This is a genomic window from Candidatus Methylomirabilota bacterium, from assembly GCA_035315345.1.
GTDB lineage: Bacteria > Methylomirabilota > Methylomirabilia > Rokubacteriales > CSP1-6 > CAMLFJ01.
Window position 1 is genome coordinate 16,740 of record DATFYA010000226.1, and the last position, 25,935, is coordinate 42,674.

22 protein-coding genes are annotated in these 25,935 nt (G+C 69.4%); 8 read left to right on the forward strand and 14 right to left on the reverse strand.

The genetic code is table 11. From position 1 onward, the window contains the following. Positions 1 to 74 precede the first annotated feature (74 nt). Both VKN16_28630 and VKN16_28635 read right to left on the reverse strand, forming a co-directional pair. Positions 75 to 1,445, reverse strand: coding sequence for an MBL fold metallo-hydrolase (locus VKN16_28630; protein ID HME98191.1), 1,371 nt, complete (start codon positions 1,443 to 1,445; stop codon positions 75 to 77). Next, a complete protein-coding gene (locus VKN16_28635) occupies positions 1,442 to 2,881 on the reverse strand; it encodes a GMC family oxidoreductase (GenBank protein HME98192.1) in 1,440 nt (479 codons plus the stop codon). The genes VKN16_28630 and VKN16_28635 overlap by 4 nt, the downstream gene beginning before the upstream one ends. 188 nt (positions 2,882 to 3,069) lie before the next feature. Between VKN16_28635 and VKN16_28640 the strand changes: the two genes are divergently transcribed. Together VKN16_28640 and VKN16_28645 are read left to right on the forward strand one after the other, a co-directional pair. Beyond that, entirely contained in the window at positions 3,070 to 3,561 is a 492-nt protein-coding gene (locus VKN16_28640; protein HME98193.1) for a VOC family protein, read from the forward strand. After that, entirely contained in the window at positions 3,545 to 5,314 is a 1,770-nt protein-coding gene (locus tag VKN16_28645; protein ID HME98194.1) for an ABC transporter ATP-binding protein/permease, read from the forward strand. The genes VKN16_28640 and VKN16_28645 overlap by 17 nt, the downstream gene beginning before the upstream one ends. A gap of 32 nt (positions 5,315 to 5,346) precedes the next feature. Here VKN16_28645 and VKN16_28650 read toward each other — a convergent pair whose 3' ends face one another. The 4 genes from VKN16_28650 to VKN16_28665 all read right to left on the reverse strand — a co-directional run bounded on the left by VKN16_28650 (position 5,347) and on the right by VKN16_28665 (position 8,706). Then, complete coding sequence (locus VKN16_28650) at positions 5,347 to 6,369, reverse strand: hypothetical protein (GenBank protein ID HME98195.1); 1,023 nt, start codon at positions 6,367 to 6,369, stop codon at positions 5,347 to 5,349. Beyond that, positions 6,366 to 7,070, reverse strand: coding sequence for a hypothetical protein (locus VKN16_28655; protein ID HME98196.1), 705 nt, complete (start codon positions 7,068 to 7,070; stop codon positions 6,366 to 6,368). Before VKN16_28655 ends, VKN16_28650 begins: the two co-directional genes overlap by 4 nt. Positions 7,071 to 7,119: 49 nt before the next feature. Next, positions 7,120 to 8,346 (reverse strand): radical SAM protein, encoded by a 1,227-nt coding sequence (locus VKN16_28660; GenBank protein HME98197.1) that lies wholly within the window; start codon positions 8,344 to 8,346, stop codon positions 7,120 to 7,122. 207 nt (positions 8,347 to 8,553) lie between these two features. Next, positions 8,554 to 8,706 (reverse strand): hypothetical protein, encoded by a 153-nt coding sequence (locus VKN16_28665; protein HME98198.1) that lies wholly within the window; start codon positions 8,704 to 8,706, stop codon positions 8,554 to 8,556. A 569-nt stretch (positions 8,707 to 9,275) separates the two neighbouring features. On the opposite strand from VKN16_28665, the gene VKN16_28670 reads away from it, so the two are divergent. Then, positions 9,276 to 10,322, forward strand: a complete 1,047-nt coding sequence (locus tag VKN16_28670) for an LLM class flavin-dependent oxidoreductase (protein HME98199.1) — start codon at positions 9,276 to 9,278, stop codon at positions 10,320 to 10,322. On the opposite strand, the gene VKN16_28675 is transcribed toward VKN16_28670, so the two are convergent. Next, positions 10,309 to 11,073, reverse strand: a complete 765-nt coding sequence (locus VKN16_28675; protein HME98200.1) for a dienelactone hydrolase family protein — start codon at positions 11,071 to 11,073, stop codon at positions 10,309 to 10,311. The two genes, VKN16_28670 and VKN16_28675, sit on opposite strands and share 14 nt — an antisense overlap. 28 nt (positions 11,074 to 11,101) lie before the next feature. Next, positions 11,102 to 11,950, reverse strand: coding sequence for a 3-oxoacyl-ACP reductase family protein (locus tag VKN16_28680; GenBank protein ID HME98201.1), 849 nt, complete (start codon positions 11,948 to 11,950; stop codon positions 11,102 to 11,104). A 106-nt stretch (positions 11,951 to 12,056) separates the two neighbouring features. Here VKN16_28680 and VKN16_28685 point away from each other — a divergent pair, with 106 nt between their 5' ends. The 3 genes from VKN16_28685 to VKN16_28695 all read left to right on the forward strand — a co-directional run bounded on the left by VKN16_28685 (position 12,057) and on the right by VKN16_28695 (position 17,723). Continuing rightward, positions 12,057 to 13,340, forward strand: coding sequence for an MFS transporter (locus VKN16_28685; protein ID HME98202.1), 1,284 nt, complete (start codon positions 12,057 to 12,059; stop codon positions 13,338 to 13,340). Between the two features lie 27 nt (positions 13,341 to 13,367). Beyond that, complete coding sequence (locus VKN16_28690) at positions 13,368 to 16,961, forward strand: ABC transporter ATP-binding protein (GenBank protein ID HME98203.1); 3,594 nt, start codon at positions 13,368 to 13,370, stop codon at positions 16,959 to 16,961. Positions 16,962 to 17,072: 111 nt separating this feature from the next. Beyond that, a complete protein-coding gene (locus VKN16_28695; GenBank protein ID HME98204.1) occupies positions 17,073 to 17,723 on the forward strand; it encodes a hypothetical protein in 651 nt (216 codons plus the stop codon). A gap of 58 nt (positions 17,724 to 17,781) precedes the next feature. Here VKN16_28695 and VKN16_28700 read toward each other — a convergent pair whose 3' ends face one another. From VKN16_28700 to VKN16_28715, 4 genes are all read right to left on the reverse strand, one after another. Then, positions 17,782 to 18,672, reverse strand: a complete 891-nt coding sequence (locus VKN16_28700; GenBank protein ID HME98205.1) for a TauD/TfdA family dioxygenase — start codon at positions 18,670 to 18,672, stop codon at positions 17,782 to 17,784. Positions 18,673 to 18,746: 74 nt separating this feature from the next. After that, entirely contained in the window at positions 18,747 to 19,646 is a 900-nt protein-coding gene (locus VKN16_28705) for a carbohydrate ABC transporter permease (GenBank protein HME98206.1), read from the reverse strand. A 13-nt stretch (positions 19,647 to 19,659) separates the two neighbouring features. Continuing rightward, positions 19,660 to 20,598, reverse strand: coding sequence for a sugar ABC transporter permease (locus VKN16_28710; protein HME98207.1), 939 nt, complete (start codon positions 20,596 to 20,598; stop codon positions 19,660 to 19,662). A 1-nt stretch (position 20,599) separates the two neighbouring features. Further along, positions 20,600 to 21,952 (reverse strand): extracellular solute-binding protein, encoded by a 1,353-nt coding sequence (locus VKN16_28715; GenBank protein ID HME98208.1) that lies wholly within the window; start codon positions 21,950 to 21,952, stop codon positions 20,600 to 20,602. A gap of 100 nt (positions 21,953 to 22,052) precedes the next feature. Between VKN16_28715 and VKN16_28720 the strand changes: the two genes are divergently transcribed. Then, a complete protein-coding gene (locus tag VKN16_28720) occupies positions 22,053 to 22,940 on the forward strand; it encodes a phytanoyl-CoA dioxygenase family protein (protein ID HME98209.1) in 888 nt (295 codons plus the stop codon). A gap of 57 nt (positions 22,941 to 22,997) precedes the next feature. On the opposite strand, the gene VKN16_28725 is transcribed toward VKN16_28720, so the two are convergent. Next, positions 22,998 to 24,269 carry an NAD(P)/FAD-dependent oxidoreductase gene (locus tag VKN16_28725; GenBank protein ID HME98210.1) on the reverse strand — a complete coding sequence of 424 codons (1,272 nt, stop codon included), beginning with the start codon at positions 24,267 to 24,269 and terminating at the stop codon, positions 22,998 to 23,000. Positions 24,270 to 24,289: 20 nt separating this feature from the next. Here VKN16_28725 and VKN16_28730 point away from each other — a divergent pair, with 20 nt between their 5' ends. Further along, entirely contained in the window at positions 24,290 to 25,336 is a 1,047-nt protein-coding gene (locus VKN16_28730) for an LLM class flavin-dependent oxidoreductase (protein HME98211.1), read from the forward strand. Positions 25,337 to 25,345: 9 nt separating this feature from the next. Here the strand turns inward: VKN16_28730 and VKN16_28735 are convergent, their stop codons facing one another. Then, positions 25,346 to 25,930 carry a DinB family protein gene (locus VKN16_28735; protein HME98212.1) on the reverse strand — a complete coding sequence of 195 codons (585 nt, stop codon included), beginning with the start codon at positions 25,928 to 25,930 and terminating at the stop codon, positions 25,346 to 25,348. Positions 25,931 to 25,935: the final 5 nt, after the last annotated feature.

A 25,935-nucleotide genomic window follows, 5' to 3' on the forward strand; every position in this document is an offset into this window, starting at 1 on the left:
CCCACCGCTCTCCCTCCACGACCGGGCGCACCCGGCGGTGGTGGGCCCGGCTCCGGTCCGACACACGTCGAGGTTCACCCACCTGTGCGGCGGCCGGTCCCCGCCCAGCGCTCGAGCTCGGTGGCGATCAGCCTGTCCAGCGACTCGGCGTACGGGTAGCGGAGCTGCACGATGTCCACCACCGTCTCGGCCGGAGGGACGACGTAATCGGTGGGTGAGACGACAGCCACCGACTGAAAGAATCGCCAGCCCCCCGAGTGGTAGGCTTCCTCCCAGCTACACGCGCCGCGCGCCAGCGCCCGGAGGATCCGGCCGCTGATGATCGACGTGGCGTTGGCGCTGAGATTCCGGCCGTCGACGCGACGGGCGCCGTGCGTGAAGTCCCAATTGACGAACAGATTGCCCGCCTCGAAGCAGACGATCAGCTGGTACCGCACCTCCCACCGTCCGTATGCGCAGAGCGGAGACGACGTGTTCGCCAGTTCGCGTTGAATGAACCGGTCGAGGTCGTCGACAATCGACGACACGCCACATTCGGCCGTCGTGAGCGGGGCGCGATCTCGGAACAGATCCTGGAACGGATCGACCGGGCAAAATGCGACCAGGTCCTCCTCTCCGGCGACGCTGGACGCGACGGTCGCTGTCTGGCGGCCAATCTCCGGAGCGTCTCCGTGGCAGACGATCTCGTCCCCCGGATTGACCTGGTGGATCGCCGTGTCCTTTCGCGGCAACGCTCGCCTGACATCTTCGGCAAACCGGTCGCGGGCCACGGGAAACGCGATTCGGTTCAGCCACCGGGAGCGACTGCCGTATCGGAAGCCGCTCGCGCCGGGAATCAATACCTTCGTCGCGCAGCCGCTGGCCTGCCGAATCAGGTCCGCGTAGGCTTGGTGCGGAAAAGATGTGCTCTCGTTGAGCTGAAACTTCAGCTCGAGCAAGGGCTGCCAGGGGGCGATCAGGACGTCCAGCCGCCCATAGGTACGGTTGATCTCGGTCGTGGTTTCCGGGGCGACCTGAGTGTCGACCTGATTCCAGATCGTGTGTCGGCCGTCCGAAACCACGAAGCCGTGCTCCGGCACCGGATTGCGCGACGGGGTGGCGACGATCGTGGTGTCGCCGCAACGAACCCGATCCCAGTCCTCGACCACCCGGACCTTGCCGAAGCCGATGGCCTCGAGCGTCTTGACGATCAACGGGTCGCGCGGACACAGGACGGCGGCCGTCTTGGGCAGCGAACACAGCGAGCGCACGTCGAAATGGTCGATATGGCGATGCGAGACAACCACGACGTCCACATCAGCGAGCTCGGGGACGTGCACCCGCCGGGACGGATGAACCTCGTAACAGTCACCCTGGTTCGGGTCGAAGAGCAGGGGATCGAAGAGTATTCGGGTGTCCGGGGTGTCGACGAGCCAGGAGGCGTGGCCGATCAAGGCGAGTTTCATGGGCCGATCACTCGAGGCCCGTTCGGCGCCGGGCCGAGTCGCCGACGCAGGTGATCGCCGAGACGAAAGGTCAGCGCCAACACCGTGAGAGTAGGATTGGCCCAGCTCACGGTGGGAAAGACGCTCCCACCAACGATGTAGAGATTGTCGAGGTCGTGCACTCGGCAGTCGGCGTCGACGACACCGTCCTCGCGTGTCGCCGACATGCGCGTCGTCCCGAGATGGTGGTTCGAGTGGAGAATGCCCTCGTGGTCGCGCGCCTCGATGGGACCACTCAGGCGACCGGCCCCCAGGCGCTCGAATTCACGGGCCACCATGGCGGCGGTGCACTCGTACGTCCTCCGATCCAGCTCGGTGAGCTGCCAATCGAGGCGAACCCGGCGCATTCCCAGGGAGTCGGTCCGGTCCGAGAGGAGGACGCGGCTCAGTGGATTGGGCGCCTGCTCGAGGAACAGGCCGATCCTCGGCGCCTCGTCGGGCGGCATCGCCGGTGTCCGATAGACGTGGGCGCGGGCGTTGAGGATCCTCGCCTGCTCCTGGACGTGCGGCGGCAAACCGATGCATGGGATGAACTCCCCGCCGGCCTCGGACGGTTCGGGTCGCGTCCATCGATCGAAGGCGTCGACGTCATGGAGGACGAACCGCTCGATGGCTCGATGCGGATGTTCCATGAAGCAGCGGCCCACGAGGCCGGTGCGATTTCCCACCCCGGCATCGATCTGGCGGTCGGCGTTCAGGAGAAGGCGCGCCGTCTCGATACCGCCACACGCGAGGACGACCACATCGGCGGACACGCGACCCTCTCGTCCGCCGAGGGTCCGCAGGGTGAGCCCGGTCACCATGCCATGACTGCCGTCGAGCGTGAGATCGACGACGTTGGCATGGATCAACGTGGTGAGGTCGGACGAGGCGTGAAACTCCTCACGCAGATGCTCACCGAATCTGATGGTGGGCGCGCCGAACCGCCAGACCGTGGCCACCAGCGACCGATCGTCGAACGGCCACCCGAGCCCCGCCCGCCGCGTGATCTCACCGGCGTCGAAGGACGGCGCGCCGAGGTTGAGCCGTGCGGCCGCCCGGACGTAGTGGGAGCGCATCGACTCGACGCCGAATGGCCACCCGCTCCCGGGCACCCAGCTCCGGAACGCGAAGTCGTGGGGGTCGAACATCGCGCAGTAACCGGCCCACAGGCCTGAAGAGCCCCCGAACTGCCGCGCCCGCGTCTCGGTGAGCGGATACTCCAGGCCGACGCATTCGCCCGCCAGGAGCGCTTGCTGAGCCGGCTCGCTCTCGAGACCCCCCGCCTCGATCAGCAACACGTCCGCCACTTCGGCCAGCTCTCGCGCCAGCGTCATGCCGGCGGGACCCGCGCCCACGATCGCGACTCTAGCAGCCCGGTCCAGCGGTACCGTCTCCCGGTCGGCGTCGAGGATCACGTCAGCGACCCGGTGCCGTCTCGTCGATGGCCGCTCGGGGCCGGGGCGCCTCTAGCCGGTCGCGCCTGCCGACCGGTGGCCGGCCTCGTCCGGAGGGAGGCATACGCTATACTCGATCCCTCGAACCGCCCAAAGCCCGTCCAGTGTAGACCGCGTGACCGACGGTTGTCACGGAAAGGAGCCCACTCATGCCGACCGGACATGGGTTCTCTCACGTAGGCGTATCGACCCACGACATGGACGCGACCGTCCACTTCTACGAAGAGGTGCTGGGTTTCCCGCATGTCGTCGAGAGCGTGACCCGCGTCACCTCGGGCGGCACCGTTCGCGAAGTCTACTTCGAGATCGGGGAGGGGCAGTTCATCGTCTTCATGGAGGCCAAGGACGTGCCGGGCATCCCCGCCGACTACGACACCGGAATCAACCGCGCGCTCGGCGTGCCGCTCGGAATGTACCACTTCGCCCTCCGGGTTCGATCGCTCGACGATCTCGAGTCACGCCGCCGGCACCTGGAGAGCCACCGGGTCGAGGTGACGCCGATCGTCGACCTCGGCCATGCCAAATCGATCTTCTTCTTCGATCCGAACGGCATCCAGCTCGAATTCTGTTGTCAGACCCGCGCGTTCGACGCGTCCGATCTTCAGCGCGCGTCGGAGGCCAGCGTTGCCCTCTCGCGGTGAGGAGGACGGAACCGCGGCGGGCGGGCGGCGTCTCGACCTCGTTCTGCGCGACGCCGGCTCGCTCGCCCTCCCGTACTGGAGGAGCGCGGAGCGCTGGCGCGCGCGGGCCCTGCTCGCGGTCATCATCGTCCTCAATCTGGGAATCGTCGGCACCTCGATCGTCTTCATCTACTGGCAGAAGATCTTCTACAACGCCCTGGAGGCGAAGGACTGGGACGCGTTCATCGCCTCCCTGCTATGGTGGAGTTACACCCCCCGCGACGGCGTGACCATCGGGTTTGCCCCCGCGCTCGCGCTGTTCGTTCTGTTCACCGGGTACGAGCTCTATCTGCGTCAGGCCCTGCAGATTCGCTGGCGCCGGTGGATGACCGAGCAATATGTCGGACAGTGGCTGTCCGACCGGGTGTACCTCCAGATGGCGCTCACCGATTCCGGCACCGACAATCCGGATCAGCGGATCGCGGAAGACATCCGGCTGTTCGTCGACAACACCCTCACCCTCGGGCTGGGCCTGTTGCGGTCGTCGACCTCACTCTTCGCGTTCGTGTGGCTCCTCTGGAGACTGTCGCCGCCGATCGTGCTCGCCGGCGTGGTCGTACCCGGTTATCTGGTGTGGATCGCGCTGCTGTACTCCGCCTTCGGGACCTGGATGGTCCATCTCGCCGGTCGCCGGTTGACGCCGCTCAACTACCTTCAACAACGGGCGGAAGCGGATTTTCGCTTCAGCCTCATGCGGGTGCTCGAAAACGTCGAGGGGATCGCCTTCCACGGTGGGGAAGCGGAGCAGAAGCGGGAGTTGGGCAGCCGCTTCGCCACGCTGGTCACCAATTGGCGAGCCATCATGACGGTGACGAAGCGGCTCACGTTCTTGACGTCGGGTTACGCGCAAGTCGTGCTGGTGTTTCCGCTCGCAGCGGTCGCCCCCGCGTATTTCGCCGGCCGCGCCTCCCTGGGGGGCGTCTTTCAGACGAGCAACGCCTTCGTGCAAGTGCAGAACGCGCTGTCCTGGATCGTAGAGAGCTACCCGGCGCTCACCGGATGGTTCGCCACCGTCGAACGGCTCGCCGGGTTCCACCACTCGGCCCGGCGCGCGCGCGAGGCAAACGGAGGGGCGACGGTCACCTTGGGGGAGCGGGACGACCTGGACATCGTAAACGTGCAGTTGAGCTGTCCCAACGGCCAGAGCCTCATCCGGGACGTCGAGCTTCGGGTCTCTCCCGGCGAGCGTTTGCTGATCAAGGGCGCCAGCGGCACCGGCAAGTCGACCCTGTTGCGGGCCATCGCCGACATCTGGCCATTCGGCTCGGGAGCCATCCGGCGACCGGCCGGCCGCCACCTGTTCTTGCCCCACCGGCCGTACATGCCACTGGGAACCCTCAAGCGGGCGGTCTGTTATCCGATGAACGAGGCGGAGTACTCGGACCTCGACGTCCGCTCCGCGCTCGCGGACGCCGGCCTTGGTCATCTCGCCCCGGAGCTGGCGACGACCGACGCCTGGGAGCGCCGCTTGTCGGCGGGCGAACAGCAGCGCCTGGTCCTCGCGCGTGCGTTCCTGCTCCGGCCGCAATGGCTGTTCCTGGACGAGGCCACGTCGAGCCTCGACCCCGCTGCCGAGGCGCACCTGTACTCGCTCCTGTGCGAGAGGCTCCGTGACACCACCGTCGTCTCGATCGCGCACCGACACGACCTGGCCCGGTTTCACACTCGCGTTCTCGCCATCGAGGAGGGTGTGCTTCGAAACGTTTCAACCTGACCGGACTCCCACGGACTGCAAACGTCGCACGCTCACCCGGACCGCGATTGTCTCGCGGCGAACTCGTCGATCCGCCCGGCAAGCTCGGCCAGGAGCCACTCCCAGTGATACGCGGAGCAGAACCCCGGAGAGGTTCCGATCAGCCACCGATCGACGATGAGATCTCGCACGGCCAGCGCGCGAAAGAACGCGTGCAGCTTGCGCTGTGCGTCCGTGCGAAGGAACGGATCCGGGACATAGTCCGGTCCGCGGGAGACGCCGTTGAAGTCGTTGATGAAGTAGTCGAGATCGACGTGGACGACGGTCCAGGTGTGCGGAGCGGTGTCCAGCACGCCTTCGGCGCTCGAGCCGACCACATACGTGCCCACCGGCTCGTGCTCACCCGCCGCGGAGGTGGCCACGGCCGCGAAGCACTTGTCGGGAATCAGGTCGTAGCAACGGAGCTCCCGGCGGAGGTAGCACCGGTCCTCGCGCTCGGCTGAGCTGCTGAGGTGGCGGACGTGTAGCTGACGGCCGGAATAACCAAAGGGGGTCAGGAAATTGCCGATGTTGATGCACCCGGCGGCAATCGCGGAGCGCCAATCGCTACCCGAAGTCGGGTCGAAGCTGCTCCCGGTCGTCGGATCGACCAGCTCGTCACCGCGCCGGTACAGCAAGGTCGGCATCATATCCGTGTGATCATCGAGGTGTATCAAGAGGAGATCGCGGGGTTCGGGGCATTCGCGGAATCGCCTCGCGAGGAAGTAGCCGGTCCAGGAGTCTTCGAAGCACAGATCGAAATGCCGGCTCGTCGATGTATAGGTGGGAACGTCCGTCATGGTCAAGCCCGGCTGGAACCTGGCCAGCGCGGCCCCCAGGTAGGGGTCGGCCTGGTGATAGCTCATGTCGGGGCCGAGGAGTCGAAACGCTCTGGCTCCTTCCAGTAACTCGAACCTCACGCTGCCGACGATCTCCTTCAGGGCGGTCTCGGTCGCGGTCCGCCCGTGGGCGCGAAGGAATGCGGGGTTCACGGGAATCGGAACCGCGGCTCGCCCCCGATCCAGCGTGACGTTCACGTGGGTCGTCTCATCCGCGAGTTACGAGCGGCCCGGCCCCGGGCTGGCTCGCCGACATCTTGTCCGAGCCGAACCTGCCATCGCCGGCCGCGCCGTCTCACGACGGGCCGATAGCACGCGGTCAGCGCGACGACGTGCTCACCGGGCCGCAGCATGGGCCGCTCGTGCCAGAAGACGGACCCGCGCCCGACGACGATGCTGCCGGGCCGGCTGGGAAAGATCACCCGAGGCGCGCGGTCCAGCGGCCAGCTCGGTCCATACACGCGAAGTTCCAGGCCGGTCGCGGATGAGCCGAGAGCTCGCCCCTTCGCGGCCAGGCAGACGATGACGGTCACCGCGCATTCAGCGGCCGGTTCGTCGAGGTGGGGCCCCAGATGGTGGCCCTCGTCGTAGGATGTGAAGCAGCTGCGCTGCTCCGCCAGGACGAAGCGCTCTCGGAAGACCGTGGAGAGTAGGTCCGCCAGCTCACCGCTGCCGAGGAACCCGCGAGCGCGCGGCCCCAGCGCGATGATATCGGCCTTGTACTCGATTCCCACTGACTGTTCCGCGCGCCGAGCCGCGCCCTTGCCCTCCTCGGCCTCCTGTTGCAGACCGGCGAGAGTAGCCTGGCCGATCGGTGCGGGAAGCTGTCCGAACCCGAACCTCAGCACGCTGAGGCGAAGGGTCTCGATCGCGTCGGCGCTGACGTCGATCATCGCCATCGTCGAGAGTCGCCGGGTCGAGCGGGGTGACCCGAGGCCTCCCTCGTACCTACGGCGCCTCGCGGTGTTCAGCGCGCCGAATAGAGTGTCGCGCCGAATAGTCGCCGATGTCGTCGAGGATCGCGTCGGTCAAGGTCTTGACATGGATCAGGCATTCGACCGTCTCGGCGGCGGCGAACGTGCCGTACGACTGCTTCTTCAGGATGTCGTAGCCACCGGAGCACACCGTGAAGTATTCGCACGCGTCCTCACACGAGCGCCGGCTCACCGCGAAATCACGCATGATCCGGTGCAGCTTGGGCGAGTGGGCCATGTCCTCCAGAGACGTGGCGAAAATGTTGCCGAGGGACAACCCTTTCCCGTCACCGTATTCGTCGCGCAAGGTGTCGATCGAGAGCCCAGCGTAGAAGGTGGTCACGTTCCCGGATGCATCGAGACTGAGCGACTTCAGGGGCGCAGTGGTCTCGGCAAAGAAGATCGGAGCGCCCGGACGGTTCGAGGCGAGTATTCGATGGGTGGCGTGGCTGAAATTGACGATCTCGAACTCGTGGCCGGCATCGCGCGCCGCGTGAGTCAGCTCCAAGAGACGCCGATAGAACGAGTAGTAGGCGGGCCGGTCATCGGCCGAATAGGCCAGGTCCGGATCCGACGAGCGGGCATCGGCGACGATGTTGAAATGAAATCCGGAAAGGTGCGCCCGTCGCTCGAAGAAGAACCGGTAGAACGCCTCGGGTCGCCGCAGGGTCTTTCGGGTGACGACGGCGATCATCTTGTATTTGATGCCGGCCGCATGGAGGAGATCCATCCCGCGAACCGTACGAGCATGGGTGGCTCGCCCCGTCCAATTCAGACGGTACGAGTCGTGCAAGTCACTCGGTCCATCGCAGCTGACACCCAGATCGAGGTGATCTCGATGACGCGCGAAGAAGCCACACCACGCATCGTCGATCAGCACCGCGTTCGTCTGGATGGCGAACTGCACGACCACGTTGCCCGAGCGTTGGATATCCCGGAGTCTCAGAATGCGCTCGATCGCATCGTCGTAGTAAGAGGGCGGGAGGGTCAGCGGCTCGCCCGAATGCCACACGACCGTGAGCTCCGGGCCCACACGGCCGCTCTCGAACAGCTGCGCGAAAAATCTGTCGATGAGGCCCGGTGCCATCACCGCCCGGGTTCGCCGGCTGTCCGGAGTCAGATCACAGTAAGTGCAGTTGAGATTGCAGAATGACGTCCCCTGCAGGACAACGAGTTCAACCGGACTGAGCGTGTTCGCCATGAAGGCAGTGTTCACCGGTCGCCTGGGGAGAGTTGGGTGATTCACCCTATTGAGAGATACAACCCGATCAGAGGGGAAGGGACGGCTCGGACGACTTCCGGATCTTTGCCTTCGCCTGGAGGACCGGGGTAACACCTCGACCTCGTAAGCACTCGTGTCCAACGCGGCTCCGTCGCCGCCGCCGTCCTCCCCTCGCCGGGGACTATCTCACTTTCGCATCATGGGTCCCCAACTCATGGGCAGCTTGGGGTCGGCCGCGGTCGAAGATTTCGCCGGTCCATAGCTCGTCAGAACGCCGGCCTCCAGCGCCGCCTTCGCATGGCCGATCTTGTCCATTGTCGAACCGTTGTGGGTGGGCATCAATCTTCCTCCTCTCGTGAGAATTGCAGGAAAGCATCGGATCCCTCTCGCCAACATTCCGGGAGGGTGGCGGGAGGTTATCATGACGACCCCACCCTGACAAGCGACCCGGCTCGATGCCGAGCTCCGGCTCAAGTCGACGCGGATTCGACCGATTGACCGGGCGCGGCCCTCGTAGAGAATAGCAGCCCGGAGGGCTTCGTGGACCGACTCGACGGCAAGGTGGTCGTGGTCACGGGCGCCAGCCGCGGCATCGACGCCGACCGGGCGCGGCTCTTCGCGGCGGAGGCGACCACGTGGTCTGCGCGGCCCGCAAGACCGCCCGCGCGCTCGGCCTCGCCATCCCGCCCGGGCTCCTCGCGCGGGCCTCATCAACTGGCTCTTCAAGACCTACTGGGCCTACCGTCGCGAGTTCCCGATGCTGCTCGCCCAGCCGGCTCACGCCCACCTCCGGATCGTCCGCCTGCGCCGGCCGCGCGAGGCTTGAAGTGTGGCTCGTCGGCCTCTCGTCCGGCTGACTTGACGACGGCGCCCCCCCGGCGCAAGATGCGCGGGCGGAGGACGGGCCCATGCACTTCGGGATCTTCCTGGAAGAGCGGCGCCGCGGCGTCAGCGAGAGCGCCACCCTGCGCGAGACGATCGAGCTGGCCGACGCGGCGGAGGCCGGCGGGCTCGACGGCGTCTGGCTCGGCGAGATCCACTTCAACGGCAACCGCTCGATCCAGTCCGCGCCGCTGGCCCTGGCCAGCTTCATGGCCGCCCGCACGCGCCGCGTGCGCGTGGGCATCGCGGTGCAGGTGCTGCCGCTCGGCAATCCGCTGCGCATCGCCGAGGAAGCGGCCACCGTCGATCAGCTGAGCGAGGGCCGGCTCGACTTCGGAGTGGGCCGCAGCGGCTCGGCCCGCACCTACGATCTGCTCGGCGTGCCCTACGGCGAGAGCCAGGCGCGCTTCCTCGAGTCGCTCGAGATCCTCCGCCTGGCCTGGGCCGGCAAGCCGTTCAGCTACGACGGCGCGTTCTACCGCGTCCGCAACGTGACGGTCTCGCCGACCCCGTACCAGATCCCGCATCCGCCGATGCGCATGGCCGCCAACTCGCCCGAGACCTTCCCCCAGGTCGCGCGCCTCGGCCTGCCGCTGTTCATCGGCCTGCGCGATCTCGACATCCCGTTGCTGCGCGGGCACCTCAAGGCGTACCGCGACGCGTGGCGGGAATCGGGACAGGCCGGCGAGCCGAACGTCTACCTGCGGATCCCGGTGTACGCGGCGCCGACCGAGACGGCCGCGCGCGAGGAGCCGCGCGAGGCGATGACCTACTTCTTCCAGCGGCACATCGAGCTGATCCGCTCCGGCCTCGGGCGCGGGGACACCGGCCCGGGCGACCGGCGCCAGGCCATGGCGGAGCGGATCGCCGCGATGCCGTACGACGAGCTCTTGAAGACGCGCGTCGCGTTCGGCACCGCGGCGTCACTGCGGGAGCGCCTGGGCGAGATCGCGGAGGACCTGGGGCTCGACGGCATCGTGGCCGAGCTGAACCCCTCGGGCCTCCTCTCCCTCGATCAGATGAAGCGGACGCTCGCCATCCTCATCCGCGAGGTGATCCCTACGTTCCGGTGACGAAGGCCTGGACGCGCTTCCACGCGTCGGCCGAGGCCTCCGCGAACTCGGCGTATTTCCGGTCGAAGAAGCTGTGCGGCGCGCCCTCGTACACCTTCTGCTCGTGCTTGACCCCCGCCTTGCGGCACGCCTGGTCGAAGGCCTCCACGTCCGCGGGCGGAATGCCCTCGTCGGCCCCGCCGAAGATCGAGAGCACCGGCGCCTTGTAGCGTGACACCGCGTCGATCGGCTTGGGCCGGTCCGGCCACCGCTTCAGCCCGAGCGGCCAGCCGTAGAAGCCGATGACGCCGGCGTAGCCGAGCCCGCTCGCCGCCTGCAGGTAGGAGAGCCCCCCGCCGAAGCAGAAGCCCACCGAGTAGAGTGACTTCACCTGCCCGCCGTCCGGCGTGCGCAGGTAAGCCGCCGCGGCCGCGATGTCGGCCTGCAGCTGATCCGGCTTGGTCAGCGGCACCTGCGACATGAAATCGAACTTCTCGCTGCGATCCTCGGACGGTGCGGTCCGCGCGAAGAAGTCGAGGGCCACCGCGTCCACCCCGATCTCCGCGAAGCGATCGGCCAGCTCCTTGTAGTACGGATGCAATCCTCGCACGTCCGGGATCACGACCATGCCCGCCCCGGTGGGCTTGGCCGCCCGCGCCGCGTGGGCCATGAACTTGGTGCCATCGCCCGACGTCAGCGTGAGATCGCGCGAGCCGGCGGCGCCGCCGGAGATCGGCGGAATCGGAGGAAAGGAATCGTCGTCCACGCACATGGTGAGATCTCCTGTGGGAGAGAGTTCGCTACATGTCCAGGCCGCCGTTGACGCCCCAGACCTGGCCGGTGATGTAGCTCGACGCGTCGGCGGCCAGGAAGTGCACGACGCGCGCGACCTCCTCGGGCTTGCCCAGCCGCCCGAGCGGGATCTGGCCGACGATGCGCTCCAGCACCTTGGCCGGGATGTGCTCGAGCATCTCGGTGCCGATGAAGCCGGGCGTCACCGTGTTCACGGTCAGCCCGACCCCGTGGGTCTCGGTGAGCCGTCCCGCCTTGCCGAGCAGGAACGCGGCCTCGCGGGCCAGGGTCTTGGTGAGGCCGAACAGGCCCGACTTCGACGCCGCGTAGTTGGCCTGGCCGATGTTGCCCATCTCGCCGATCACGCTCGACACGTTCACGATGCGCCCGCTCCCCCGCTCCGCCATGTGACGCAGGGCGGCCTGCGACAGGAAGAACGCCCCGGAGAGGTTGACGTTGAGGACCTTGAACCAATCCTCGTCGGAGAGCTTGAGCACCGTCTTGTCGATGGTGATGCCCGCGTTGTTGACCAGGATGTCGAGGCGCCCGTGGGCCGAGATCACCTCGTCGATGGTGCGCCGGCAGTCGCCGGCGTCGCCCACGTTGCCCTTGTGGATGCTGACCGCGGTGCCGTAGGTCGAGGCGAAGCTGTCGCGAAACCTGCCGGCCGCGTCGTCGTTGCCCGCGTAGCCGGCGGCCAGGGTGGCGCCCTGGCTGGCCAGGCTGCGACAGATCGCGGCGCCGATGCCGCGCGTGCCGCCGGTGACGAAGGCCACGCGCTTGCGGAGCTTGTCCCCCGCGTGCGCGGCGACGTTGTCGTGCTGGGTGATGTCCAGGACCGAGGGAGTGGTCGTCATGGTCGGTTCCTCCCGATGAGCCTCTGCCGATGAGCGCGGTCGACCGCCGGCCGGCACATCCTGGCAAATCCCCATCGCGGAGTCAAACGGCGTACAATCCCCGTTCGTGCGTCTGCCCATCTTCTACGGCTGGATCATCGTGGCCGTCGTCTTCGTCACCATGGGGGTAGGCGTCAACGCCCGCACCGCGTTCTCGCTGCTCTTCCCGCCCATCCTGGCCGAGTTCGGCTGGGAGCGCGGCGTCACCGCCGGCGCGTTCTCGTTCGGCTTCCTGGTCTCGGCCGCGCTCAGCCCCTCGCTGGGCCGCCTGATGGATCGCCGCGGGCCGCGCGTGGTGATCGAGCTCGGCGTGCTCCTGATCGGCACCGGCCTGCTGCTCGCGACGCAGGTGACGCGCCCGTGGCACCTCTACGCCACGCTCGGGGTGATGGTGGGCGGCGGCAGCGTCTGCCTGGGCTACACCGGCCAGTCGCTGTTCCTGCCCGACTGGTTCGTGCGGCGCCGCGGCCTCGCGATGAGCCTGGCCTTCTCCGGCGTGGGCGTGGGATCGATGATCATCCTGCCGTGGAGCCAGGCCCTCATCGGCCGCTCGGGCTGGCGCGCGGCGTGCTGGGCGCTGGGCCTGCTCGTCCTGCTGCTGCTCGTCCCGCTGAATCTCCTGCTGCGCCGGCGGCCCCAGGACCTGGGCCTCGAGCCCGACGGCGACCGCGCCGCCGCCGGCGCCGCCGCGGCGCGGCCCTCCAACGTGGTGGACGCGGCGTGGGCCGCGGTGGACTGGACGCTGGCCCGCGCCAGCCGCACCGCGCGCTTCTGGTGGATCGCAAGCGGCTACTTCCTCGGACTCTTCGCGTGGTACGCGGTGCAGGTGCACCAGACCAAGTACTTGATCGAGATCGGCTTCACGCCCGGCGACGCGGCGTGGGCGCTCGGCTTCGTGAGCCTGGCCGGCATCCCCGGCCAGATCGCCCTCGGCTGGTTGTCGGACCGCATCGGCCGCGAGTGGGTCTGGACGGTCGGCGCCCTCGGCTTCGCGATCTGCTACGCGACGCTGCTGCTCCTGGCCGCCTCACCCACCATGCCGCTGCTCTACGTGATGGTGATCGCCCAGGGCATGCTCGGCTACGGCCTCACCTCGGTGGTGGGCGCGATTCCCGCCGAGATCTTCCAGGGCCGGCACTACGGCTCGATCTTCGGCACGCTCATGCTGTCCTCGATCGCGGGCGGCGCGGTCGGCCCGTGGCTCACCGGCGTGCTCTACGACCGCACCGGCAGCTACACCCTGCCCTTCTGGATCGCGATCGCCTGCTGCGTGGTCTCGGCGGTGACGATCTGGCTCGCCGCGCCCCGCAAGGTGCGCGCGGTGTCCGGGCGCCTGCGCGCGAGCGTCTGAGGCGGGCCGGATGCGGTATCCTGCGCCGTGTACCTGAACCGCCGGCTGTGGGCCTTCACGGAGGGCGTGCGCCTCCGCATCGTGGGCGCCACGCTGGCCGGCCTCCTCGCCGTCCTGCTCGGCACCGCGCGTCTCGCCCTGCTCGGCTGGGTGCTGGGCCGGGTGCTCGCCGGCGACGGGCTCGGCCATCTCGTCTGGCCGGTCGCGGGCGTGGCCGCGCTGATCGCGCTGCGCGGCCTGCTCGAGTACGGCCGCGCCATGGTGGCCCACCACACCGCGGCGGGCGTGCAGGCGCGGCTTCGCGGACGCATCTACGAGCAGATCACCGCGCTCGGCCCCGCCCACTTCACCCAGGCCCGCACCGGCGACGTCATCCTGTCGGTGGTCGAGGGCGTGCAACAGCTCGAGGTCTACTTCGGGCAATACCTGCCCCAGCTCTTCGTCTCCGCGCTGACTCCGCTGCTGATCTTCGCGGTCGTGCTCGCCATCGATTCGCCGCTCGCGGTGGTGTTCCTGCTCGCCGCGATCGCGACCTTCGTCCTGCCCGCGCTCTGGCACGGCTGGGACAGCCGCAACAGCCTCGAGCGCTCCCGGGCCTACAAGACGTACGGCGCCGAGTTCCTCGACGCGATCCAGGGGCTGCGCACCCTCGCCGCCTTCGGCCAGAGCCGCTCGCGGGCCCGCCTCCTGGAAGAGCGCGGCCACTCCCTCTTCCAGGCCACCATGTGGCTGCTCGGCACCAACACGCTCGCGCGCGGGATCAGCGACGTGTGCATCGCGCTGGGCGCCGCGGTCGCCCTCGCGGTGGGCGTGTACCGCGTGCAGGGTGGCGCCATGGAGCTGACCGCGCTGGTAGTGGTGCTGATGCTCGGCGTCGAGATCTTCCGCCCGCTGCGCGAGCTGCGCGTGGTCCTCCACCAGGGCATGCTCGGCCTCTCCGCCGCCCAGGGCATCCTGGAGCTCCTGGCCGTGCAGCCCCAGGTCACCGACCTTCCATCCCGCGAGCCCACCGGTCCCGATCGCCCGCTCCAACCGTCGCTCGCGTTCGAGAACGTCACCTTCCGCTATCCGGGCGGCCGCCGCGCCGCGCTGGACGCCCTGTCGCTGCGGGTGGCGCCCGGCGAGCGGGTGGGCGTGGTGGGGGCGAGCGGCGCGGGCAAGTCGACCATCTCGCGGCTGCTGCTCCGCTTCGCGGATCCGACCACCGGGCGCGTGACCATCGGCGGGCACGATCTGCGCGATCTGTCCCTGCGCGATCTGCGACGGATGATCGCGGTGGTCAGCCAGGACACCTATCTCTTCCACGGCACCGTCGAGGAGAACCTGCGCATGGGCCGGCCCGACGCCAGCCAGGCGGAGCTGGAGGACGCCGCGCGCCACGCCCACATCCACGAGGCGATCGCGGCGCTGCCGCAGGGCTACCAGACCGTGGTGGGCGAGCGTGGGGTGCGGCTCTCGGGCGGCCAGCGCCAGCGCATCGCGATCGCCCGCGCGCTCCTGCGCGACGCGCCCATCCTGATCCTGGACGAGGCGCTCTCCTCGGTGGACGCGGAGAGCGAGGCCGCGATCCAGGACGCGCTCGATCGGCTGATGCGCGGGCGCACCACCCTGATCTTCGCCCACCGGCTCTCGAGCATCATCGGCGCCGACCGCATCCTGGTGCTCGACGAGGGGCGCGTGGCCGAGAGCGGCACCCACGCGACGCTGATGGCCCGCGACGGCGTCTACCGGCAGCTCATGGCCGGCCAGGCCGGCGGCGAGGCGGACGGGACGCTGCACGACGACGCCGTCACCGCCGACCGCGAGACGAGCCCGACCCCTCATGCCGCAGCCGCGCCGACGGAGGACACGCCCGCGGTGCTGCGCGCGGCCGGCCCGGGCTGGCGGGAGGTGGGCCGCATCCTCTTCGCGCTGGCCCGGGGCTATCACGCGCGCCTCGTGGTCACGTTCGTGCTCGGGGTGGCCCGCGTGGCCGCCCTGATCGGGGTCGGCCTGCTCGGCGCCCTGGTGGTGCGCGCGGTGAGCCGCGGCGAGTCCGCGCGGCTGCTGCTGATCGCGCTCCTGGTGGTGGCCCCGCTGGCCGGCGTGCTGCACTGGATCGAGTCGTGGCTCGCCCACGACATGGCCTATCGCCTGCTCGCCGACATGCGGATGCGCTTCTTCCGGAAGCTGGTCGATCTCGGGCCGGCCTATCTCTCGTCGCGCCGGACCGGCGATCTGCTCGGCGTGGCCACCCACGACATCGAGCTGATCGAGTACTTCTTCGCCCACACCATCACCCCCGGCCTGGTCGCGGTGCTGGTGCCCGCGGTGGTGCTGGCCACGCTGGGCGTCTTCGGCTGGCCCATGGCGCTCGCGGTGCTGCCCTTCCTGGCCTACGCCGCGCTGAGCCCGGTGCTGGGCCGCGGGCGCATCGACCGGCTGAGCGGGCGCGCTCGAGAGGCCTCGGGCGAGCTGAACGCCCACGCGGTGGATTCGATCCAGGGCCTCGCCGAGATCGTGGCGTTTCAGCAGGAGGCCCGGCGCGGCGAGGCGCTCGCCGCGCGGGCCCGCGCCTACGCGGAGGCGCGCATGCCGTTCCTCGCCGACCTCGCGCGGCAGTCCGCGATGCAGGACGTGGCCACCGGCCTGGGCGGTCTCGCGGTCACGGTCGTGGGCGCGTCCCTGGTCGCGGCCGGCCGGCTCGAGGCCGCGATGCTGCCCCTGCTCACGCTGCTCGCCATGTCCGCCTTCGTGCCGGTGTGGGAGATCGCCCAGGTCGGCCGGCAGCTGGCCGACACGCTCGCGGCCACGCGGCGCGTGCACGCGGTCCACGCCGAGCCGGTGCTGATCGCCGACGGCCCCGGCGTGCGGCTGCCCGGCCCGCGGCGCGAGGAGGCGGCGACCATCGCGCTCCACGACGTGACGTTCACGTATCCCGGGCGCGCACGGCCGGCGCTGACGCAGGTGTCCTTCACGGTGCCGGCCGGGGCCACCGTGGCGCTGGTCGGCCCGTCGGGCGCGGGCAAGACCACGATCGCGAGCCTGCTGCTGCGCTTCTGGGACCCGACGTCGGGATCGATCACGCTGGCCGGCCACGATCTGCGCGCGTGGTCGCTGGACGATCTGCGCGGTCACATCGCGCTGGTCGCGCAGGACACGCATCTGTTCAACGACACGCTCGGCGGCAACATCCGGATCGCGCGGCCCGAGGCCACCCCGACCGAGGTCGCCGCGGCCATCGAGCGAGCCTCGCTCACCTCGCTGGTGCGCACGCTGCCCGAAGGCCTCGACACCCGCGTGGGCGAGCGCGGCGTGCAGCTCTCGGGCGGCCAGCGCCAGCGCGTGGCCATCGCGCGCGCGTTCCTGCGCGACGCGCCGGTGCTCATCCTCGACGAGGCCACGTCGCATCTCGACGCGGTCAACGAGCACGTGGTGCAGGAGGCGCTGCTGAGCCTGGCCCGCGCGCGCACCACCATCGTCATCGCCCACCGGCTCTCGACGGTGCGCGCCGCCGACCAGATCGTGGTGCTGGACGAGGGCCGCGTGGTCGAGCAGGGTCGGCACGACGAGCTGCTGCGCCGGCGGGGCCTGTACGCCCGGCTGGTCTCCCGCCAGGTCGCCGCCGCCGTCGCCTCCTGACCCCCCGCCCGGCTGTCAACGATCGGCCCCATCGGTTCGTCTATACGGTAGACGCACGGAACCGATCGGGGCCTCGGGCCCCGCGCTCAACACGTCAAGGAGGATCGACACATGAAGGCAGGCACCTTGCTGACCCGCAGCACATTCGGAGGGTTGGCGCTGGCTCTCGGACTGACATTGCCGGCGGCCGCCGAGCCGCCCGCCGACACGCAGCTGGCTCAAGCCACTCCCGCCCCGGCGCCGGGCGGGCATCCGCAGTGGGGACAGCGGCCGGACGGCGGCCGCGGCATGCACGGCCATCATGGCTGGCACCGGCGCGGAAAAGCCCACCGGTTCTCGCTGGCCCGGCTGGCCCTGCGCCATCAGAAGGAGCTCGGACTGAGCACGACGCAGGTCGACAGCCTGCGGAAGCTGGGCGTCGACGCTCGGCGTGACGCCATCAAGCGGGAGGCCGATCTCAAGCTGGCCCGGGTGGATCTGGGCACCCTGATGATGCCGGACCCGGCCGATCCCAACCGCGCCCGCGACATGGGGAAGATCGAGGCCAAGGTGCGCGACATCGAGAAGCTGCGTGCCGATGCCAAGATCGCGCAGATCCGCACGATGGAGCAGAGCCGCCAGGTGCTGACGCCGGAGCAGCGCGAGAAGCTGCGCGCGGTGCTGGCCCAGCGCTGGCAGCATCGCGGCCCCCAGCCCGGCTCGGGGACGCGGGGCATGGCGCCAGAGGAGGACGGCACCCACCGGCCCGCGACCACTGGCTAGCCGACCGGGGTCAGGTCTTGCATTCCGACAAATGTCGGAATGCAAGACCTGACCCCATCTAGAGATACGCGGGATCCGCGGTGGGGGCGTCGCCGGCCACCGTGGTGCGATGCATGACGCGCTGGTGGCGGGCGCTGTCCCAGAGCCGGCCGCGATGCAGCACGCAGCGGTTGTCCCACATCACGAGGTCGCCCACCTGCCAGCGGTGCCGGTAGACGCGGTCGGGCCGCACCGTGTGCTCCAGCAGCTTCAGGATGAGCATGCGGCTCTCGTCCAGGCCGAGCCCCTCGATATACCAGGCGTGCGAGCCGATGTAGAGCGCCTGGCGGCCATTGCGCGGGTTGGCGCGTACCAGCGCGTGGCGCACCGGCGGATAGTCGCGGCCGATCTCGGTGCCGATGCCGGGGTCGATCAGGCTCCGCGAGAAGCCGAAGCTGTGGACGACGATCTTTCCGTCGACCTGACGCCGCAGGTCTTCCGGTAGGCTCTCGTAGGCCACCCGCATGCTGGCGAACTCGGTCTCGCCGCCTTCGGGCGGGATGACCCGGGCCGACAGCGCGGAGGAATGCGCGGGCACCGGCTTGAACGAGCTGTCGCTGTGCCAGAGCTGATTGCCGGATTGGTACAGCATCCGGCGATCGTCCCATCCCATCAGCTTGCCCTGGGCGTCGGTGTTCGAGAGATCCACGATGTGGGCGCCCAGGCGGTCCTCCCCGCCGAGCGTCCGCACGGTGGTCTCGAGCGGGCCCCACCGCTCGCTGAACGCCATCTGCTGCTCGTCGCTCAAGCTTTGGCCGTGGAAGACCAGCACCGAGTAGTCGTCGAAGGCCAGCGCGATGCGATCGAAGGTGGCGTCGTCGAGCGGTCGGGTGAGGTCGACGCCGGAGACCTCGGCCGCGAACGCGGGGTGAGCGGGAGTGATCGTCAGCGAGCTGGTGCCGATCGCCATGCGCGCCTCCTGGTGGCCGATTCTAGCCGCGGGCGCGCGGCCAACTCAAGCGGGGCGGCAAGACCCGCTGAGGATCAGCCCTTCACCGAGCCCGCGACCAGCCCCTCCACCATCCAGCGGTGGATGAAGACATAGAGGGCGACCACCGGAATGGTGGTGATCACGGAGGCGGCCATGAGCTGACCCCAGTGGAAGACGTCGCCGTAGATGAGCAGGTTGAGTCCGACCGGCACCGTGATGGCCTTCTCGTCCTGGATGAAGACGAGCGCGTAGAGGAACTCGTTCCAGGACAGGGTGAACGCGAAGATGGCCGAGGCCACCAGTCCCGGCGCGGCCAGGGGTAGCAGCACGCGCAGGAACGCGGTGATGCGGCCGGCGCCGTCGATCAGGGCCGCTTCTTCCAGCTCGTCGGGCAGCGCCTTGAAGAAGCCGATCAGCAGCCAGGTGCAGAACGGCACCGTGAAGGTCGGATACGAGAGGAACAGCGACGAGAGATGGTTGGTGGCGCCCAGCTCGGTCAGCACCCGGTAGAGCGGGATGAACAGCAGGGCGGGCGGAATGAGGTACAGGATGAGGATGAGGCTCGCCACCGACTCGCGGCCCGGGAAGCGGAGCCGCGCCACCGCGTAGCCGGCGAGGCTGGCGATCACGGTGGTGGTCGCGGTCACCACTAGCGCGGTGACGATGCTGTTGCGCAGCCAGAGGGGGAACCGGGTGTCGGTCCAGAGACCGGTGTAGTTCTCCCAGGTGAAGGGGCTCGGCACGTAGATGCTGGTGGCGAACTGGATCTGCTCGTAGGTCTTGAACGACATGCTGGCGATCCACCAGAACGGCACCAGGATGACGAGCAGGAACAGGAGCATGCCCGCCGCGGTGAGGGCTTTCAGCCGGCGCTTCTTGTTCTGAATGGGGGGGAGCGGCGGCGCTCCTCCCCCATGCCCCCCCACCGCCTCGTTCAGCGCGTTCGTGGCCATGTGTCGTTCGCCGCTACTTCCGGTCGCGGAGGAGATAGCGGCTGATCAGGACGATGCCGATCACGAGGATCGGGACGACGAAGAGGCAGATGGTGACCCCGCGGCCCCAGCGTAGCTGGTTGAACGCGACCTGGTACGAGTAGGTCGCGAAGATCTGGGTCGCGGTGCCCGGTCCGCCCCGGGTCATCACGTAGATGATGTTGAAGTCGTTGATGGTGAGGATGAAGCTCAGCAGCGTGGTGACGATCATCACGTGCTTCAGCCCGGGCAGCGTGACGTGCCAGAAGCGCCGCCACGTCGAGGCGCCGTCCACCGAGGCCGCCTCGTACAGCTCGCGCGGGATCGACTGCATGCCCGCGAGGAACGACACCCCGAAGAACGGGAAGCCGCGCCACCAGTTGGCGACGATCACCGCCATCATGGCCCCTTCCGGGGTGGCCATGAACGCCACCGGCCGGCTCATGAGCCCCAGGTCCAAGAGCACGCTGTTGAAGAAGCCGCGGCCCGGGAAGGCGTCGAACATCCAGCGCCAGGTAAGCGCAATGATCACGGTCGAGGTGATCCACGGCAGCAGGAAGAGCCCGCGAAAGAAGTTGCGGCCGCGGATCACGTTGTTGAGCACCAGCGCCATCAGCACCCCGGTGATCACCTTCAGCCCCACCGAGCCCACCGTGAACACGAAGCTGTTGCGGATGACCGCGTGGAAGGCGTCGTCCTGGGCGAGGTAGACATAGTTGCGGAGGCCGACGAAGCGCTCCGGGTAGCCGACCAGCTTGTCGGTGAGTGAGAGCCACACCGCCCGGTACACCGGATAGAAGATGAGAGCCACCACCAGCACCAGCAGCGGCAGGAGGAACAGGAGCGCCGTCGCCGCTTCCCGGACGCGGGCGCGCCTCCAGAGGGAGGCGCGCGGCCGCATCACGGGAATGCGGACGGCGGAGGGAAGGGCCACCTCACCCCTTCAGGGTGTCGTAGATTTCCTTGATCTTCTTGTCCTCCCACTCGATGGCCTGGTCCACCGACCACTTGTCCACGATCACCTTGGCCGGCGCGTCGGTCAGCACGTTGCTGGCCTGCACCTCGGCGGCGGGCGCGGTGGTGGGGCCGGGCCAGCCGGTCGGCGCGAACCACTCGGCGGCGCGGCCGAACGTGCGGTAGTTGTCGTTCTTGTTGAAGTAGTCCTTGGAGGCCGCGCGCGCCTTGTCCAGCACCGGGCCGAACTGGCCGTAGGAGTCCTTCATGACCGCCACCGTCTCCTCCGGGGAGAGCAAATGGGCGATCAGGCTCATGGCCGCCTCCGGGTCCTTGCTGCTCTTGAAGATGCCGAAGCTCATCGCGATGGCCCACATGCGCCGGCCGTCCGGCCCCGCCGGGTGCGGGAGCGCCACGTGGTTGGCCAGCGCCTCCTCCTTGACCTTGCGGTCCTTCGCGTCGGTGGCCTTGGCGAGCGCGTTCTCGAGCGCGAAGGTGATGCTGGGCCCGTTGGAGGTCTGCGCGATGTTCTTGGCGATGAAGTTCTCGTTGTTGCCGGAGCCGGTCCAGGTCAGCGTGTCGGCGGGCTGGATGCCGTCCTTGTAGATGTCGGTCGCCCACTTCATCACCGTCTGCATGCCCGGGGTCTTGATCGACTTGTACTTGCCGTCCTTGCCGGCCCAGCCCACGCCGTGGGAATACATCAGGCTCTGCATCACCCCGTAGCCGTCGGAGGTGCGGTTCCAGCTCTGACCCATGCCGTAGAAGTTGTCCTTGGGCCGGTTCAGCGCGGCGGCGGCCTGCTTGACCTCCTCGAAGGTGCCGGGCAGCTTCACCTTCGCCTTCTCGAACACGTCGCGCCACACGTACCAGAAGCCGCCCATCACGTACCACGGCAGCGAGTACACCTTGTCGCCGACCATGGTGACCGCCGACACGTTGGCGGGCGCCTTGCCCACCTGCCCCTCGATCTGCCGCGCGAAGGTGGTGAGGTCGACGAGCTGGCCCATGCCCGCGAAGCGCGCGGGCGCGCTGGTCTCGAGCTGGCCGATGTCCGGCGTGCTGTTGCTCTCGATGGCCGCCACGTACTTCGTCTGCATATCCTCGAACGTGAAGTACTCGACGGTGACGCTCGCCCCGTTCTTCTGCGCCCAGCGCTGGGTGCTCGCCTCGATGGCCTTGTTGGTGGGCTCCACGTACGTCTTGAGGATCCAGAGGCGGAGGCTCGTGCCCTTCTTCACGGCGGGCGCGGCCGGCCGCGGCAACGTCAGCAGGGCGGTGCTGCCGACGGCCCCGGCGAGAAGTGAGCGGCGGCTGATGCGCTGATCGAGCATGGTGTGTCCCCCTTGACCGTCGTTGATCCGGACGCGGCTTCGACTGTCGGTCACCGTCGGGGCTCTGTCAAGCATTCCGTGCCCGTGCTACCCTCTTCGCATGCTCTCGCCCGCGCACATCGCCCGCTATCGTGACCAGGGTTACCTCGTCGTCCCCGACGTGCTCGACGCGCCCACCCTCGCGACGGTTCGCGCCGAGATGGCGCGCATTCTCGAGGGCGCGCGGGCGGTGACCACGCACACCGACATGTACGACCTCGAGCCCGGGCACCGCGCGGACGACCCGCGCGTGCGCCGCGTGAAGACGCCGCATCGCTTCTTCCCGCTCTTCGAGCGGCTGATGCGGCATCCGACCCTGGTGGCGATCCTCGGTGATCTGCTCGGGTCCGCGGTGCGGCTGCACGGCTCCAAGATCAATCTCAAGTCGCCGCGCTACGGATCGCCGGTGGAGTGGCACCAGGACTGGGCGTTCTATCCGCACACCAACGACGACCTGCTCGCGGTGGGCGTGATGCTCGACGATTGCACGAGCGACAACGGCCCGCTCCTGGTGGTGCCGGGCAGCCACCGCGGCCCCACGTTCGATCACCACGCCGACGGCTACTTCTGCGGGGCCATCGATCCCGCGGCGATCCGTGACCTGATCGCCCGGGCGGTGCCGCTGACCGGACGGGCGGGCGCCATGAGCTTCCACCACGTGCGGCTCGTGCACGGCTCGGCCCAGAACGTCTCGAGCCTGCCCCGCACGCTGCTGCTCTACGAGTATGGCGCCGCGGATGCGTGGCCGCTGATGGGAGTGTCCGACCTGGCCGACTTCGACGGGCGTCTGATCACGGGCGAGCCCACCGTCGAGGCGCGGGTGACGGCGGCCCCGGTGCGGATGCCGCTGCCGCCGGCGCGGCACCAGGGCTCGATCTACGAGAACCAGGCCGACGCCTCGCGGCGCTACTTCCAGCTCGAGGAGCCGTCGCCCAGCCCGCGCACCTGAGGGCCAGCGCTTCGCGGGCCGGACCTGGCGCCGAAGCCGGCCGCCGCGAGCGAGCGTCTACTGGCGCCAGACCCCCGCGTCCTGGGGCGGGGCGACGCGCAGCCGCCGCTTCAGCTCGACGATCGCGAAGAAGATCTGGATGCGCAGGCGCGTCCCCAGCGAGGGACGCCAGTTGCCGGCCAGGGCCGAGAGCACCGCCTCGTAGAGGCCGAACCGGCGCGAGCGCCGGAAGAGCAGCCGGCGGAAGTACGGATCGTAGAAGCCCACCACGAAGCGCCGGAAGTAGTGATACCGCCGCCGAACGATGCGCTCGTAGTCGGCGAAGCGGCGCGCAGAGAGATCGCCGGCGCGCAGCCCCGCGTCGATGGCCTCGCCGGCCTCGAGGCCCCCCTGCATGGCCATCAGCACGCCGGTCGAGAAGATCGGGTCGAGGAAGCAGCTGGCGTCGCCCACCGCCACCCAGCGGTCGCCCGCGATCGTGCGCGCGAGATACGAGTAGTCCGCGTCGTACCGGGAGGGCGAGACCCGCCGCGCATCCTTCAGCAGCCCGGGCGCGGCGGGTGTGCTGGCCAGGTAGTGGTCCAGGCTCTCGTCCGGCGTGGCCTTCGACTCCCGACGGTGGAGCGCCTGCGGCACCACCGCTCCCACGCTGGTGACGGTCTCCGAGATCGGGATCAGCCAGATCCAGCCGACGTCGGTGCGGGTCAGCACGCGGATGTCGCCGGCGGCGCGGCCGTCGGGGCGCGGGATGCCCTCGTACTGGGCGTGGACGGCGACGTGCTGCAGCAGCGGATCGGTGTCGTACCCGCCGACCTTGCGGGACAGGAAGCCGGCGCGCCCGGAGGCGTCCACCACGATGGCGACCCGCGCGGTCTGCTCGACGCCGTCGGACGAGGCGTAACGAAGGGTCACGCCGTCGGGCTCGAAGGCCGCGTCGAGCGCCCGATGGCCCTCGCGCACGACCACGCCGCACCGCTCGGCGTGACGGAGCAGCACCTCGTCGAACCGGGCGCGGGGGACCTGGTAGGTCTGCGGCATGGGCGTCTCCCACGCGGCGGTGAAGTCCACGTAGGCGGCGGGGCTGCCGTCGATCTCCCAGAAGCTGGCGCCCCACTTCTCCACGAAGCCGGCCTTGGCCACCGCCTCGTGCGCCCCCAGCTCGTCGAGCACGCCGTTGATCCACGGCAGCTGCGACTCGCCGATGTGGAAGCGCGGAAAGCGGTCGCGCTCCAGCAGGAGCACGCGGCGTCCCCGCCGGGCCAGCGCGGTCGCGGCGCTGGAGCCGCCGGGCCCGCCGCCGATCACCGCCACGTCGAAGTCGGTGGCCATGGTGGCCCTCAGGATACTCCTTGACGCCGGCGCGCTTCCGGCGGATTCTCGGCCGCGCCATGAAGTTCGACATCGGCATCCTCGCGAGCCAGCCCCTGCCCGTCATCGTCGAGCAGGTCCGTCTGGCCGAGTCGCTCGGCTTCGACACGGCCTGGATCGCCGACACCCACCTGGTCTGCCGGGAGCTGTGGGTCATCCTGACCGCGTGCGCCGCGGCGACCTCGCGCATCCGGCTGGGACCCGGCATCACGGTGCCCCACACCCGCCACATCTCGGTGACGGCCAGCGCCATCGCCACGCTGCACGAGCTGGCGCCGCGGCGGCTCGTGCTCGGGATCGGCACCGGCGGCAGCGCGGCCGAGACGATGGGCCTGTCCGTGGCGAAGGTGGCGCGCATCGCCACGCTCGAGTCCATGGCCCGCTCGCTGAAGGCGCTGCTCGGGGGCGGGTCCATGCGCCTCGACACGGGCGCGGAGGCGCGACTGGCCTGGCTCGCCGGTCCGGTCCACGTCCCCCTCTACCTGGCCGGCTCCGGCCCGCGCATGCTGGACACGGCGGGGCGGCTGGGCGACGGCGCGATCATGTACTCGGGAGTGGCGCCCTGGCTGCTCGAGGCGGCGCTCGGGTGCGTGGCATCCGGCGCACGCGCCGCCGGGCGCACACCGACCGATCTCGACGTGGCGATCTGGGCGCCGACCTCGATCGACCGCGACCGCGCGCTCGCCCGCGATCACGTGCGCGGGCGCGTCGCCTCCGCGCTGCGCCACGCGTTTCCCGTCACGTGGAGCGCGGAGGATCAAGCGGTGATCGACCGGGTGCGCGCGGCCTACGACTCCTACCAGCACGCCAGCGCGGGCTCGCAGCACCGGCTGCTGGTCAGCGACCGCTTCGTGGATCTGATGGCCCTCGCGGGCAGCCCCGACGAGGTGCGCGAGCAGGTGCGGCGGGTGATGGCAGTGCCCGGGATCGGGCGGATCATCCTGCTGCCCCAGGTGCCGGGGCAGGCGTTCGTGCCGCGCGAGCAGGTGCTGCGCCTCTTCGCCGACGAGGTGATGGCGAAGCTCTGAGCCGGCGCCTCAGCGGCTGCGCGCGCCCCAGAGGCCCTTCACGGTGAGCCCCTCGAAATAGTGCCCGTAGACGTGCAGCAGCGACGTCTGCAGCAGCACCCAGCCCCGGCTGCGGCCGCCGGCCCAGAACTCGGTGAGCCACGCGGCGGACGGATCCACCGCTCCTTCGGACGTGCACACGCGCTCGACCCGATCGGCCGGCACGATCGTCTCGAGATCGGTCGCGCGCAGCATGGGGACGCGGTCCAGGGTGGTCCGCGTCACCGCACGGCAGTAGCCGCGGAGGCCGTCGAGGTCGATCCGCGCGGAGAAGTCGTCCACCTGCGCGTCGGTCATGCCGGTGCCGACGTCACGCCGCGCGACCGCCAGGCGGTCGAGCCAGCCCGCGTCGAGCACCTGGGGCCGGTCGGCCAGGAAGCGGTTGACGCAGACGTCCTCGATCCGCATCGCGTGCCACAGCAGCCACGCTACGGGGTTGACGCCGGGCACCGGACGGCCGCGGAGGTGGGCCTCGGTCAGCGTATCGGTCAGGTCGTCGACCAGGAAGCCGTGGAGGGTCTCGTAGCGGAGCAGCCAGAAATCGACCGCGTCCATCGGCG